The 13,188-nt window shown below is 48.3% G+C and carries 12 protein-coding genes; 7 read left to right on the top strand and 5 right to left on the bottom strand.

The window, feature by feature from the left end; translation table 11 throughout:
* The first annotated feature begins 32 nt into the window (after positions 1 to 32).
* The gene (locus NDI33_RS13275) at positions 33 to 1,427 is read left to right on the top strand and encodes an O-antigen ligase family protein (RefSeq protein ID WP_190675959.1); all 1,395 of its coding nucleotides are present in this window, start codon (positions 33 to 35) and stop codon (positions 1,425 to 1,427) included.
* A 235-nt stretch (positions 1,428 to 1,662) separates the two neighbouring features.
* Here NDI33_RS13275 and NDI33_RS13270 read toward each other — a convergent pair whose 3' ends face one another.
* Positions 1,663 to 1,833, bottom strand: a complete 171-nt coding sequence (locus NDI33_RS13270; RefSeq protein ID WP_348245646.1) for a hypothetical protein — start codon at positions 1,831 to 1,833, stop codon at positions 1,663 to 1,665.
* 101 nt (positions 1,834 to 1,934) lie between these two features.
* Between NDI33_RS13270 and NDI33_RS13265 the strand changes: the two genes are divergently transcribed.
* Both NDI33_RS13265 and NDI33_RS13260 read left to right on the top strand, forming a co-directional pair.
* On the top strand, positions 1,935 to 2,543 hold the full coding sequence (locus NDI33_RS13265) for a J domain-containing protein (protein WP_190675955.1): 609 nt from the start codon (positions 1,935 to 1,937) through the stop codon (positions 2,541 to 2,543).
* 38 nt (positions 2,544 to 2,581) lie between these two features.
* The gene (locus NDI33_RS13260; protein ID WP_190412046.1) at positions 2,582 to 2,854 is read left to right on the top strand and encodes a DUF3143 domain-containing protein; all 273 of its coding nucleotides are present in this window, start codon (positions 2,582 to 2,584) and stop codon (positions 2,852 to 2,854) included.
* 105 nt (positions 2,855 to 2,959) lie between these two features.
* Here NDI33_RS13260 and NDI33_RS13255 read toward each other — a convergent pair whose 3' ends face one another.
* The 3 genes from NDI33_RS13255 to lysA form a co-directional block, all read right to left on the bottom strand.
* Positions 2,960 to 3,709 (bottom strand): isoprenyl transferase, encoded by a 750-nt coding sequence (locus tag NDI33_RS13255; protein ID WP_190675953.1) that lies wholly within the window; start codon positions 3,707 to 3,709, stop codon positions 2,960 to 2,962.
* A complete protein-coding gene (gene cdaA, locus NDI33_RS13250; RefSeq protein ID WP_190412044.1) occupies positions 3,706 to 4,620 on the bottom strand; it encodes a diadenylate cyclase CdaA in 915 nt (304 codons plus the stop codon). The genes NDI33_RS13255 and cdaA overlap by 4 nt, the downstream gene beginning before the upstream one ends.
* Positions 4,621 to 5,147: 527 nt before the next feature.
* Positions 5,148 to 6,614, bottom strand: a complete 1,467-nt coding sequence (gene lysA, locus NDI33_RS13245) for a diaminopimelate decarboxylase (RefSeq protein ID WP_190438827.1) — start codon at positions 6,612 to 6,614, stop codon at positions 5,148 to 5,150.
* A 71-nt stretch (positions 6,615 to 6,685) separates the two neighbouring features.
* On the opposite strand from lysA, the gene rimI reads away from it, so the two are divergent.
* The 4 genes from rimI (at position 6,686) to NDI33_RS13225 (ending at position 11,547) form a co-directional block, all read left to right on the top strand.
* Positions 6,686 to 7,336 carry a ribosomal protein S18-alanine N-acetyltransferase gene (rimI, locus tag NDI33_RS13240; protein WP_347275905.1) on the top strand — a complete coding sequence of 217 codons (651 nt, stop codon included), beginning with the start codon at positions 6,686 to 6,688 and terminating at the stop codon, positions 7,334 to 7,336.
* Positions 7,337 to 7,610: 274 nt separating this feature from the next.
* Positions 7,611 to 10,091, top strand: a complete 2,481-nt coding sequence (locus tag NDI33_RS13235) for an ATP-dependent Clp protease ATP-binding subunit (protein ID WP_190438830.1) — start codon at positions 7,611 to 7,613, stop codon at positions 10,089 to 10,091.
* Positions 10,092 to 10,429: 338 nt separating this feature from the next.
* Positions 10,430 to 11,236 (top strand): MOSC N-terminal beta barrel domain-containing protein, encoded by an 807-nt coding sequence (locus tag NDI33_RS13230; protein WP_190675949.1) that lies wholly within the window; start codon positions 10,430 to 10,432, stop codon positions 11,234 to 11,236.
* Between the two features lie 14 nt (positions 11,237 to 11,250).
* Positions 11,251 to 11,547, top strand: coding sequence for a DUF3288 family protein (locus NDI33_RS13225; protein ID WP_190412039.1), 297 nt, complete (start codon positions 11,251 to 11,253; stop codon positions 11,545 to 11,547).
* A gap of 173 nt (positions 11,548 to 11,720) precedes the next feature.
* Here the strand turns inward: NDI33_RS13225 and NDI33_RS13220 are convergent, their stop codons facing one another.
* Positions 11,721 to 13,136 (bottom strand): MlaD family protein, encoded by a 1,416-nt coding sequence (locus tag NDI33_RS13220; RefSeq protein WP_190531850.1) that lies wholly within the window; start codon positions 13,134 to 13,136, stop codon positions 11,721 to 11,723.
* Between the last annotated feature and the right edge of the window lie 52 nt (positions 13,137 to 13,188).

The following is a 13,188-nucleotide window of genomic DNA, read 5'->3' as shown; positions in this document are numbered from 1 at the left end:
AAAAGTCAAAAGTTAAAAATTAAAAATTAAAAATGAAGAAATCCCCGTTTTTAATTTTTAATTTCCCATTTTTAAGTCGGCATTCTGACCCCAGCTTGCAAGCATCTTGGCACTATGCTCAACTGGGGTTTCTGTTTTTTCCCTTAATTCCTATTTTGGGTGCTGTCGGAATATTTATCGGATTAGTCGGCACCTGGAGAAAAAAATATTCCACGATTATCCGACGCCCTCTCAATCGCGGATTCGCTATCTTTTGCGCCTGGGTAATTATTTCAGCTAGCTTTGCCCCTTTTCCTTTAGAAGCCTTGCTGGGATTGTTTAATTTCCTCCCCTTTTTCATTTTTTTTGCTGCCTATAGCGAACTCATTCAGACACCAGCACAACTGCGACGGTTAGCCTGGATGTTGGTGGTGCCTTCTGTACCCGTGGTGATTTTCGGCTTCGGACAGATATTCTTGGGTTGGGCTAGCCCACCGCTATTGGAAGGGCTCGTAGGCTGGGCATTGCAACCCAAAGGCAATCCCATCGGGCGGATGGCTTCAGTGTTTATGTACGCCAATATTTTGGCAGCTTATCTGCAAATTGTGTTTATTCTGGCGCTGGGATTGTGGATTGAAGAAAGTAAAAAGCGATCGCCCCAACCTCGCCGCTTACGCGCCGCCACCCTAGAAAAAAGGGAGGAAGCAAACGCTAAAAGGAAATATATTTTTCCCCTTCCGATTACCTGGCGAATCGGGTTTCTAAGTGTAGCGGTAATTGGAAATGCAGTTGCACTGATTTTGACGAATTCCCGCAATGCTTGGGCGATTGTCGTTCTTAGCTGTCTTGCCTTTGCCTTCTATCAAGGTTGGCGGTGGCTAATCGCAGGAGTAGGGGCGATCGCTACTAGCATCTTATGGGCAGCTTTTGGCCCTTCACCCGTGCGCGAATGGCTCCGCACAATTGTCCCCTATTACTTTTGGGGACGACTCACCGACCAAATGTATCCAGATCGACCCGTAGCGCTGTTAAGAACAACCCAATGGCAGTTTGCTTGGTCGATGACTCAGCAACGTCCCTGGACTGGCTGGGGTTTAAGGAATTTTACGCCACTCTACGAGGCACAGATGAAAGTTTGGCTGGGGCATCCCCACAGTTTGCTGTTAATGCTAACGGCTGAAACTGGCGTCCCCGCAACCATTTTCTTCTGTGGTTTAGTTGGCTGGGTGATGGTTCAAGGTGTTTTACTCTTGGCAAAGACGCGATTAACCTCATCTCCACAAAATAGATTGATTATATTTAGTTATTTAGTTGCTTTTGGTGCCTGTACATTATTTAACATAGTAGATGTAAGCATATTTGATTTACGGGTAAATACCTTGGGGTGGTTGCTGTTAGCAGCAATTTGTGGAGTAGTTTATCAAAAAAGAGCGGTCGCTTCTACTTGAAGATAGATTTTAATAAATCTAGACTATTTTTAGGTTTAGGGATAAAACAGTTGTTAGAACCTGGAAAAACTCAGTAGGAGTTGATCGTATATTTATTGACCGATCAAAATAAGATAATTTATGGCAGTTTTGTAGGTTGGATTCATTCTGATGATCCTAAACAAGCCATCAACAGAATTAGGAGAATTAGGAAAAATTTTGCTTGATGTCCTGTGATGACTTAACATCTTGTCTGTTAAGTAGACAATTCAAGCAAGATTTGGGGTGTATGGGAATACTTGCTATGACCGATAGTTAGGGTATAGATAATATGGTGATATTGAAGAAATGCGATCGCATCCTTTCCCCATCTCCTTGTATACCCCGCAACGGCAAGCATTCGATGCGACGAGACAATGAGGGGCATTTTATGCGATCGCTTAGAATAATTGAAAACCACTCTTAACCAAGCAGAGTGAAGCTGCGGTGACTCAAAACAGGGAAAATCTGAATAGTCAAGGTCGCAGGATGCCGTATCAAACAACCTTAGCGACCAGTCATTACGCTTTGCTAGGGCTGCATCCTTCGGCATCGCCAATCGAAATCCGGCGGGCATATCGAGAATTAAGCAAATCCTACCATCCTGATACCACAGAATTGCCTGCTAACATAGCAACGGCTAAGTTCCAGCAGCTAAACGAAGCCTATTCCACTCTCAGCAATCCACAACGGCGACTGGCTTATGACCTAAAAATTGGCTATTCCCGCATTAGCGTAATTCAAGCACCGCCCAACTTGAATTCTCCGTCCCAACCCAAAAAGGCATATTCTTCCTCAGCCTATTTAGATCCAACCGATCGCCCCCTCTCTCCTGGAGAGATTTTTGTCCTATTCATTATGGGTTTAACCTTTGTGGGTTGCCTATTGTTAGCGATCGCCATTGGCTTAACGCGAGGAGAAGCCGCTTTCCAGGTTTCCGGGCTAGAAACCCTGCAACCAGTCGAGCAGCAGGCGTCGCCTCATCTTCCTATTCATTCTCATCATCTATCTAAACCCGTGGCATCTGGATCGCGCCTTGCCCCACTCATCCCTCAAAACAAGCGAGTTGATTCAATCTACTTGCCGGATGACAGATAATTTGGGAAAATCCGCCCCTAGCCAACTTAAAACGACTTATGACTCTTCCCACTGCTGATACGCCCCTCTATAACCATCCCTTACCTGATATTGAACAGTGGCTCAAAAAGATGGGATGTCAACAAGACCGAACTCAGCTGCACTGTTGGCACATTGCTAGACCTTTTTGGAAAGCAGAGCTGTCTCTAGATGTGGAGGAGCTAACCGTGCGCTATCTAGAAGCGGGTGAAGGCGGACGAGATATCCTGCGCTCCTTCAAATATTCTCTGACTCGCCAAGATGTAGAAGACGCCGTCTTTGCAGGCCCTTAGAAAGAGTTTTGAGTTTTGAGTTTTGAATCTTAAATTCCAGAAATCAGTCAAAATAGAGACGCGATAGCTCGCGTCTCTACAAATTTACTTATACTTTGCCAATCTTCATACTTTGCCGAAACGGCGATCGCGCTGTTGATAGGCACACAAAGCCCGGTGAAACTCCGCCCGGTCAAAATCAGGCCACAGCGTCTCTGTGATATAGAGTTCCGCATAAGCTAATTGCCACAGCAGGAAGTTCGAGAGGCGCATTTCCCCGCTGGTGCGAATCAGCAGGTCGGGATCGCCAACTTTAGCAGTATAGAGGTGGCGTGAAAACAAAGCTTCATCAATTTCATTAGGCTGTAAAACCCCTTCCTGCACCTGAGTCGCGATCGCTCGACAAGCTTGCAGAATTTCCTGGCGTCCCCCATAATTAGTTGCCACAGTAAACTGAATGCTGGCATTGTGCTGAGTTTCAGCCATTGACCGCTCAATTTCTGCCTGGAGACTTCGCGGTAAATCAGCTAAATTTCCCATAAAGTTGATTCGCACATTCTCCTGCACCATTTCCCGAAGTTCCTGCCGCAAAACCCCCTCAAACAAGGTCATTAAAAAATCAACCTCTTCCAGCGGTCGTTTCCAATTTTCCGTAGAAAACGCATAAGCAGTCAGCGCTGGAATTCCCCAATCCTTACAGCAGCGAAGTAAATCCTTCAGCGCATAGACCCCCCGCCGATGGCCCATAATTCGAGGTAGCCCTTGGCGTTTGGCCCATCGACCATTTCCATCCATGATTACTGCCACATGTTTGGGCAGGCGGTCTCGATCGAGGTCAGCAGGCAAATTTTGTAAGACAGTTGATTTTGAAGTCATTTCTTGTCACGAGAACCCGGTGGTGGAAGACGAAGCAAACGCGAAACCAGTGCCTTTCCCCGATCGCTAATCTGACGTCCCAAACTGCGTAGACCGGGGGCGACGGCCCTCTCTTCGCTTGACGTGGAGAATCGCGTCTCTAAGAGTTCTTTCAGTTTACTGCTGGTTAGGGGGCGATTCAGTCCCCCCCTCTCCGCTAAAGAAATAGAGCCGGTTTCTTCAGATACAACGATACATAGGCAATTTTCGACCCGCTCCGTAATTCCCATTGCTGCCCGGTGCCGCGTCCCCAGCTGTCGCGATGCCGTCCGCTCAGAAAGGGGCAAAATCACCCCAGCGGCAACAATGCGGGAGCCACTAATGAATATTGCGCCGTCGTGCAGGAGCGTAGATGTTTGAAAGATAGTTTGTAGGATTTCCTTAGAAACCTCAGCATTTAATTTGACGCCTTGAACGGAAAAATCCCGCTCATCAATTGGCCCGGTCGTTTCCAGTACGATCAAAGCACCCGTGCGGTTTTGGGACAATTCTTTGACCGCATCCACAATTTCATCAATAACACTATCTGCCTTGGGAATCGCTCGTCGGGAGGGTTGCAGCAACTGCATCAGTTCTCCCCTGCCCAATTGTTCCAGAAACCGACGAAATTCTGACTGGAAAATGACAGCCATCGCCACAGCCGAGCCAACTACCAACTTTTCCAGGACAAAACTCAACAGTACCAGCCCCAGGCGATTACTCACGGCTGAGGCTAGCATTAAGACAATCAAACCCCGTACCATCCACAATGTGCGACGCTCCCCGATAAAGAGTAGCACCAGATACGTGAGGATGAGAACTAAAACAATATCAATGCTTTGAAGCAACAAGGTCGAAGTTCCGGGAGGGTCTTGACCGGGACCCAAATTCATTGAACCTTATCAGATTTGCTGAAGTTTGCTGGATACGGGCGAGTTTAAAGGCAGAAGGCAAGAATGTAAAAAGCAAGGAGAGCAGTTAGCTATTGGCTTGAATTAACAGTTTAGAGTCTAAATCTAGTGTACCTGTGGTTACGTCCCAGCTAAACAGTTAATAGCTAATTACTGTTTCTATTTTTTACTTTCTTTTTCCCTTAAAGCTCGATTTTAGCTGAAGCGCCCCCTTGGGTACTAGCGAATTAGGTAGTGAGTCGTAGGATTTTCCGATGACTGACATCTTGCATCAATCGACTATATAGTGTATATAGCGGTTTTCCATTGCGTTCAACACACATGGTAAGAGCGTTTGCGTGAGCTGTGCGCCCCTACATAGCCCTCATGTTAAAGAGCATGAGGGCTATGTATATGTATTCCCCTGCCCTCTCCTTGACGAAAGGGGAGAAAAGCCTCCCTCCTTTGATTAAGAAGAGACTAAGCGGCAGGGATTTTAGTTGACCGCATTGGTGCAAAAAATTCCCAATCTAACTAACTACTAATCGCTCAGGGAGACGATCCTGCCGAATTACATCCTGGTAGGTTTCCCTCTGCAAAATCAGATTAGCTTCTCCTCGACCTACTAAAACCGCTGCTGGACGAGACAGGCGATTGTAATTAGAAGCCATGCTGTAATTGTAGGCACCTGTGCCCATGACGACGAGAATATCTCCCGGCTCAGTTTTCGGTAGCGATGCTTCTTTGATCAGAATGTCTCCAGATTCGCAGTGTTTACCGGCAAGGGTGACAGTTTCTGTCAAGGGTGCCGACATCCGGTTGGCAACAACGGCTCGATACAGGGATTGGTAGGTGATGGGACGGGGATTGTCAGACATTCCGCCATCAACGGATAGGTAGGTGCGGATGTCGGGAACGACCTTTGATGAGCCTACGGTGTAGGCGGTGACGCAGGCAGTCCCAATGAGCGATCGCCCTGGTTCGCACAATAATTTAGGTAAGGGGATTTGTTGGGATTGGCAGGCTGCGGTAATGGCATCGCTGACAGTTTTTACCCACTCGTCAATACTGGGAGGATCGTCTGATTCGGTGTAACGAATTCCTAAGCCACCCCCGACATTTAACTCTTTGACGGGCAATCCATTGGTGGCTGCTTTTTTAAACCACTCCACCAAAACCCCTGCGAGATCGTGATGGGGTTGGCGCTCAAAGATTTGGGAACCGATATGGGCGTGCAACCCGATACAATCTAAAGTTGACTGCTGGCTGATAAAAGCAAAGACTTCCTCTAATTGGTTAGGATCGAAGCCAAATTTGCTATCGAGGTGTCCGGTGCGGATGTATTCGTGAGTGTGACATTCAATGCCAGGGGTGAACCGCAGCATGATCCGGATTTTGGATTTTGGATGATTAGAGGGGTTAACCTCTGATTCCTTAGGCGCTTGTCCCGATTCCAAAGCCGCGAGGGTGCGTAGCTCTAACCAGTTGTCCACTACAACCGTGCAGCCGGTTTCAACCGCTAGAGTCAGTTCTTCACGGGATTTGTTATTGCCGTGAAAATAAATTTTGTCGGGACTGACGCCAGCTTGCAGCGCCGTGTAGAGTTCGCCGCCAGAGACGACATCGATCCCCAAGCCTTCACTCGCAGCGATCGCGCAAACGGCTAGACAACTCCAGGCTTTAGAAGCATACAGTACCTGAGATTCACCGCCATAATAGCGGCTTAAACCATCCCGATATTGACGACAAGCTGTCCGCAGCGTTTCTTCGTCCAAAATATAAAGGGGCGAACCAAATTGCTGCACGAGTTTCGTGACGTCACAACCACCAATTTCCAGGCAGTCGCGGCTGTTAACCCCAGACGTCAGGGGCAAAAGTTCCTGATTGGGTGAGCGATCTACACTGACGTGATGATTTGCGTCTGTACGGGTTGTAGGCGTAAGCGGTAAATATTGCCGTCCAGAATTTTGAACCCCGACTGGTTGAGTCGATAACATGATCTAATAGTTGTCCTTGGATGCTTAACAGGCGTGAATGCGTCTTGTTTTTCAGTCTACAATTGAAAACTGTGACTTTTTTGCAACTTCAGCCGCTGACAGCAGAGCAGCTCTTGGCGGTAGTGGAACTAGACCAACTGTGTTTTGGTCAACTCTGGACTCTAGACGGTTACAAGCGAGAGTTAGAAAGTCCCAATAGTGACTTGCTAGTTATAGAAGAATTTAGCGGCAAGGAACCAGAGGTAATCGGTCAATCCACTCAGTACGTGGGGGAAAACGCCGCCCCGACTGCATTGAGTCCGGAAGGAGATCCGCCTCTAGAGCGATCGCTCGTGGGCATCGGATGTCTCTGGGCAATCTTAGAAGAGGCACACATTACGATTTTGGGAGTGCATCCCAACTATCGGGGTCAGGGCTTGGGGCAGGCACTGCTTTATGCCTTGCTCAAAAAAGCCTGGAAGCGCCGGTTAGAGTGGGCAACGCTAGAGGTGAGAGCATCGAATCGACCTGCCCAATCTCTCTACGAGAAATTTGGGTTTCAGGAAGTAGGTAGGCGTCGGCGCTATTACAAAGACACCGGCGAAGATGCTTTGATTTTGTGGCGTAGTGGTCTTCAAGCACCCGAATTTCCGCAAACCTTAAACGACTGGCATTCCTCAATTCGCGATCGCTTCCGTTACTCTCATCGGCAGTTCTTGGAAGCCGATGAAGTTCAAGAATAGAAGGTTGACGGTTATAAGGTTCGGTTATAAGGTTGTAGGGGACATGGTGGTTCAACTGGCGTTTTTTGCCAATGTGTCAATTTACTCACTTTTTTGCCCCGTCAATTTTCTAACTTTAGATAGTAGCGAGAGACTAGCGATCGCTAGGGTCTACTAACAAAGTCAGAAAAATCTTGCGGGATAGATTTCATCTATCTTCAATGTGACAGCCGGATAAAAACCCTATGCTAGAATCACCATTACAGGCACGCAGCAGGGGAAAACTAAATCCGCCATGTTTGAACGCTTCACAGAAAAAGCCATTAAGGTAATCATGCTGGCCCAGGAAGAAGCTCGTCGCCTGGGACACAACTTCGTCGGTACGGAGCAGATCCTCCTGGGTCTAATTGGAGAAGGAACCGGCGTCGCCGCCAAAGTCCTGAAATCTATGGGCGTCAACCTCAAGGATGCTCGGATTGAGGTGGAAAAAATAATCGGTCGCGGTTCTGGCTTTGTGGCGGTAGAAATTCCGTTCACCCCCAGAGCCAAGCGCGTCCTGGAGTTATCTCTAGAAGAAGCTCGCCAACTAGGGCATAACTATATTGGGACGGAACACCTGCTACTGGGTCTGATCCGGGAAGGAGAAGGGGTTGCCGCCAGAGTGTTGGAAAACCTAGGGGTTGACCTCACAAAAGTGCGGACGCAAGTGATTAGAATGCTGGGAGAGACGGCAGAAGTCTCTGCGGGGCAAAGTAGCGGGCGCACCAAGACCCCGACATTAGATGAGTTTGGCTCTAACCTGACCCAGATGGCATCAGAAGGCAAACTCGATCCAGTAGTCGGTCGGGCGAAAGAAATCGAACGGGTCATTCAAATCCTGGGACGCCGCACGAAGAACAACCCAGTGCTGATTGGGGAACCCGGAGTTGGTAAGACCGCGATCGCGGAAGGGTTGGCGAGTCGCATCGCAAACAACGATGTACCCGACATCCTGGAAGAAAAGCGCGTAGTCACACTAGATATTGGCTTGCTGGTAGCGGGCACCAAATACCGGGGTGAATTTGAAGAGCGCTTGAAAAAAATTATGGATGAAATCCGCTCAGCGGGGAATGTCATCCTAGTAATCGACGAAGTTCACACCCTGATTGGTGCAGGTGCCGCAGAAGGTGCCATCGACGCGGCAAACATCCTGAAACCCGCCTTGGCGAGAGGGGAATTGCAGTGCATCGGCGCAACCACGCTAGATGAGTACCGCAAGCACATCGAACGGGATGCCGCCCTAGAGCGTAGATTCCAGCCGGTGATGGTCGGTGAGCCGACGGTTGCCGAAACCATTGAGATTTTGTACGGGTTGCGCGAACGCTACGAGCAACACCACAAACTGAAAATCTCCGATACAGCCGTAGAAGCTGCTGCCAAGCTTTCAGATCGTTATATTTCCGACCGCTACTTGCCGGATAAAGCGATTGACCTGATTGATGAAGCCGGAAGCCGCGTGCGCCTGCTCAACTCTCAGTTGCCCCCCGCAGCGAAGGAATTGGATAAAGAACTGCGTCAGGTTCTCAAGGATAAGGATGATGCAGTCCGGAGTCAAGACTTCGACCGGGCAGGAGAACTGCGCGATCGCGAAATGGAAATCAAAGCCGAAATTCGCGCGATCGCTCAAAGCAAAAAGACCGAATCCGACAAACGCGATGATGTTTCCCCCGTCGTTACCGAGGAAGACATTGCCCACATTGTCGCCTCTTGGACTGGAGTGCCGGTGAACAAGCTCACCGAATCCGAATCCGAGAAGCTGCTGCACATGGAAGACACGCTGCATAATCGGCTGATCGGTCAAGAAGAAGCCGTCAAAGCAGTTTCCAGAGCCATTCGTCGGGCACGGGTCGGCTTAAAGAACCCCAACCGACCAATTGCCAGCTTTGTCTTCTCAGGGCCAACGGGTGTAGGTAAGACGGAACTCGCAAAGTCTTTGGCTACATACTTCTTCGGTTCGGAAGAAGCGATGATTCGCTTAGATATGTCCGAATACATGGAGCGCCACACGGTTTCCAAACTGATTGGTTCGCCTCCAGGGTATGTCGGTTACAACGAAGGCGGTCAGCTCACCGAAGCAGTGCGTCGTCGTCCTTACACCGTGGTGCTATTCGACGAAATCGAAAAAGCCCACCCGGATGTATTCAATATGCTGCTGCAAATCTTGGAAGACGGTCGCCTGACCGATGCCAAGGGACGCACGGTAGACTTCAAGAACACGCTGTTGATTCTTACCTCCAACATCGGTTCTAAGGTGATTGAGAAAGGTGGAACAGGGCTTGGCTTCTTCGATACCCAAGAGAACGAAGCAGAGGCACAATACACCCGCATTCGGTCGCTGGTGAACGAAGAACTGAAGCAATACTTCCGCCCAGAGTTCTTGAACCGTCTCGACGAGATCATCGTCTTCCGCCAATTGACGAAGGACGAGGTGAAGGAAATCGCCGACATCATGCTCAAAGAGGTGATCGGACGGTTGAGCGAACAGGGAATTATCTTAGAAGTCACGGAACGCTTCAAGGATCGTCTGGTGGAAGAAGGATACAACCCCAGCTATGGTGCCCGTCCGCTGCGTCGCGCCATCATGCGCCTGTTAGAAGATAGCTTGGCTGAAGAAATCCTCAGCGGTCGCGTCTCAGATGGAGACACGGCAATTGTGGATGTCGATGAAACCACGAAGGAAGTGAAAGTGCTGCAAGGTCAGAAGCGAGAATTGCTTCCCCAAGCGGCTGAAAGTTAAAGATTAAAAATTAAAAATGAATTTGTCATGATTCATTTTTAATTTTTAGTGTTATACGGTAGAGAAGCAATAGTTTCTCTACCGTTTTTGTATGTAGCGGGCGTTTGATTAGAGTATTGCCTAATTTCAAGAAAGATTAAAAATGAACAATAGGCTTCTTACAAAAATACCGAACTTTTAATTTTCAAACACAGATGAACTCAGATGTAGAAGCGAAGCGGCTTCCCGTTTCCCGAAAGATAGGGTAAGCTTTCGGAATGTCTAATGAAAGCAAAAATTCTATTGAAAAAGAGTTGTCTATTTTTAATACAAGCATTTTTAATTTCTAATTGATTACCGTGTCTTACCTTGCCCGCATTCTGGTTTATCCAATCAAATCTCTAGATGGTGTTTCCGTTACCAAAGCAACCATCCTTAAAAGTGGTGCATTACAGTATGACCGAGAGTTTTCTATTTGTGACGCTCAAGGTCGATTCGTGAATGCCAAGCGCAATCCGAAAGTTCACTTACTGCGGACTTCTTTTGACATTGATACGGATACTGAGAAGATTACTCGTGTTTGCTTAGAAGTCCAAGGAACAGAACAAACCCACATTTTTCACATCGATCGGGAACGGACTGAATTAGAAGCTTGGTTGAGCAACTATTTCGACTTTCCCGTAAAACTCTGCCAGAACTTAGTCTCTGGCTTTCCAGATGATACCAATGCCTCCGGGCCAACAGTCATCAGTACCGCCACGCTGGAGACAGTCGCCTCCTGGTTTCCTACCCTGACGGGGGATGAATTGCGGCGACGCCTGCGGGCAAATCTGGAAATTGGAGGCGTCCCGGCATTTTGGGAAGATCGGCTGTTTGGGGCGGAAGAGGATGTGGTGCCGTTTCTGGTGCGAGATGTGCAGATAAATGGGGTCAATCCCTGTCAGCGTTGTGTGGTGCCGACACGAGACTCTCTAATGGGCAAGGTTTACCCTAATTTTCAAAAATTATTTGTGCAAGCGCGGAAAGAAACTTTGCCCAGTTGGGTAGACTCATCTCGATTCAATCACTTTTACCGACTCTCGGTAAACACGCGCATCCCTGAATCGGAAGCCGGTAATATTTTACAGGTGGGAGACGAAGTGGAAATTCAAACACTTAAAAATTAAAAATTAGAGATTATATGGCAGAGACAGGAAACAAAGATCAACAGCATCCTCTCCAAGGACGCGATCGCCAACTCGTTAACAGTCTCTTAACCGGGGAAATGAATGATTTCAATCTGGCGGAACTCGCCCGTCTACGCATTCGCTATCGTGGCTTTCCAGGGGCGAGGGAGATTCAACAAGACCTGGATATGATTCTCCGCCAGTGGAACTTGACAGAAGATGCACTCTTTGAAAAAACTCGTCAGATTCATGCCACAAGTATTGTCTATAAAAGTCGCAGCAAGCGGCAAGATGAAGAAGATTGGAATTAGCGTGCTAGAGCAAATCTCGTTTGGATACAGTATCTTTAAAACCCAAATGTTTTTGCGCGAATGCTTCACCCCTACATAATTCCAACAGGTGTAGGTGATGCATTGCCTTGTAAGGACGGGGGAATCATTGAAAGCTTCTCTTCTTCTAGCAAAGAGCATGGAACTGAGGCTTGCTAATTCTTATTTTCAGAGTCAGCTAGTGGCTGAATAGATTCTTCCTCCCAGTAAGCGGAAGGTAACGCCTTTCCGATTGGTTCGCGCTGTACAGACTTTAACTGCTTCTTTTGGGCGATGGGTGTCAAAGAAGGCGATGCAAGAGGGAGCAAAGAATTATTCTGCTGCGTTCCGATCCCGGTTCCCGGATTGACTGCTGGCACTCCGGGTTCTAGAACCTCAGCCACTTGAACTTGCTGCTGTAGGTCTTCTGTCGAAGACACCAAATTGCTGAGTCCATTCACCAAATTTCGCAAATTGTTACGGAAAGCTTCATCCCCTGTCAAATCATCCAGGTCAGATGTAATTTTCTGAGCATTTTCAAACGTCATCCGCGCTGAGTCTAAAGTTTGTTGCAATACAACCAAATTCGTTGGACTGTTAAGAGCGGTGGAAAGATCGCGAAAGTTAGCAGATGCTTGCGCTGCATTGATGGACGCCTGCGCCGCATTTGCAGACACGAGTTCTAAGTTACGCCGTAGTTGTCCACCTCCAAACTGGTTGACTTGCCCTGTTAGGTTACTTGCACTCAGGCGCAGCTGTTCGCTGGCTTGGCTAAAGTTGTTCAAGGTACTGACGAGAGTCGAGCGGTTGCCTACGACCAGACTATTCATATTATCGACGAGCCGATTTACCTGGGTGGCAGTCCCGCTATATTGATTCGCGGTCTTAGAAATCTGATTGGCTGCCAAAGCAACTTGATTGCTGGTTTGATTGGCAGCACTCGTCACTGAATTGGCTGCGACTGAGAAGTTTTTAATTTCTTGTTGCACTGAGCGACTCAAACCCGTGAGTTCGCGGGTAAGTTGAGATACCCCAACGGCGGCGACGCTGGTATTTTTAGCAACTGAGTTGAGGTTGGCAAAGAATGCGGGGTCGCTGTAGAGATTGGCGATGCGGGTGGTGCTGCGAAGCAGTTCATCAAAACTGACCCCAATTTGACCTTGCACACGATCCTCGTCACAAACAATCAGGCTAGACTGGCATTGCGGATCGAGCGGATTGGCGACCTTCGCGTCTGGCTGGAAGGGCTTCAGGGGAGTAATGTCAATCGAAGTTTCGCTGAGCAGACCGGATTGATTGGCTTCAACGACGACATCACGCGGAATCAGTAAGTCAGCCGGTGCAATTTCCATCACCACATCGACGCCATTCGAGCCTGGGTTGATGGCAGTAATTTTCCCAACATTGACGCCGCGATAGCGGACGGGTGCGCCAGCTTGCATCCCGCCAGCATTGACAAATTCTGCCACGACTGTGTAGCTACGGCTACCGGGGTTCATCCCGCGTATCCACAAAATCAGACCCCCAAACAAGAAAAGGGACAGCAGGATTAACAAACCGACGGAGCCTTCTCGAACCGTTCGCGATCGCATCTGTTCTCCTCATACCATTAACAATTAAGAATTAAAAATGCTTACATTAAAA

This window comes from Trichocoleus sp. DQ-A1 (assembly GCF_039961955.1).
GTDB lineage: Bacteria > Cyanobacteriota > Cyanobacteriia > Cyanobacteriales > FACHB-T130 > FACHB-T130.
This window is presented reverse-complemented; position numbering and strand designations above follow the sequence as displayed.

Excerpts from the sequence above, each read along its gene's own strand:
- NDI33_RS13260 (WP_190412046.1), top strand. The coding sequence starts at position 2,582 with ATGACTCTTCCCACTGCTGATACGCCCCTCTATAACCATCCCTTACCT.
- NDI33_RS13225 (WP_190412039.1), top strand. The coding sequence starts at position 11,251 with ATGGCAGAGACAGGAAACAAAGATCAACAGCATCCTCTCCAAGGACGC.
- NDI33_RS13275 (WP_190675959.1), top strand. The coding sequence starts at position 33 with ATGAAGAAATCCCCGTTTTTAATTTTTAATTTCCCATTTTTAAGTCGG.
- lysA (WP_190438827.1), bottom strand. The coding sequence starts at position 6,614 with ATGTTATCGACTCAACCAGTCGGGGTTCAAAATTCTGGACGGCAATAT.
- NDI33_RS13265 (WP_190675955.1), top strand. The coding sequence starts at position 1,935 with ATGCCGTATCAAACAACCTTAGCGACCAGTCATTACGCTTTGCTAGGG.
- NDI33_RS13270 (WP_348245646.1), bottom strand. The coding sequence starts at position 1,833 with ATGCCCCTCATTGTCTCGTCGCATCGAATGCTTGCCGTTGCGGGGTAT.
- NDI33_RS13255 (WP_190675953.1), bottom strand. The coding sequence starts at position 3,709 with ATGACTTCAAAATCAACTGTCTTACAAAATTTGCCTGCTGACCTCGAT.
- NDI33_RS13220 (WP_190531850.1), bottom strand. The coding sequence starts at position 13,136 with ATGCGATCGCGAACGGTTCGAGAAGGCTCCGTCGGTTTGTTAATCCTG.
- cdaA (WP_190412044.1), bottom strand. The coding sequence starts at position 4,620 with ATGAATTTGGGTCCCGGTCAAGACCCTCCCGGAACTTCGACCTTGTTG.
- NDI33_RS13235 (WP_190438830.1), top strand. The coding sequence starts at position 7,611 with ATGTTTGAACGCTTCACAGAAAAAGCCATTAAGGTAATCATGCTGGCC.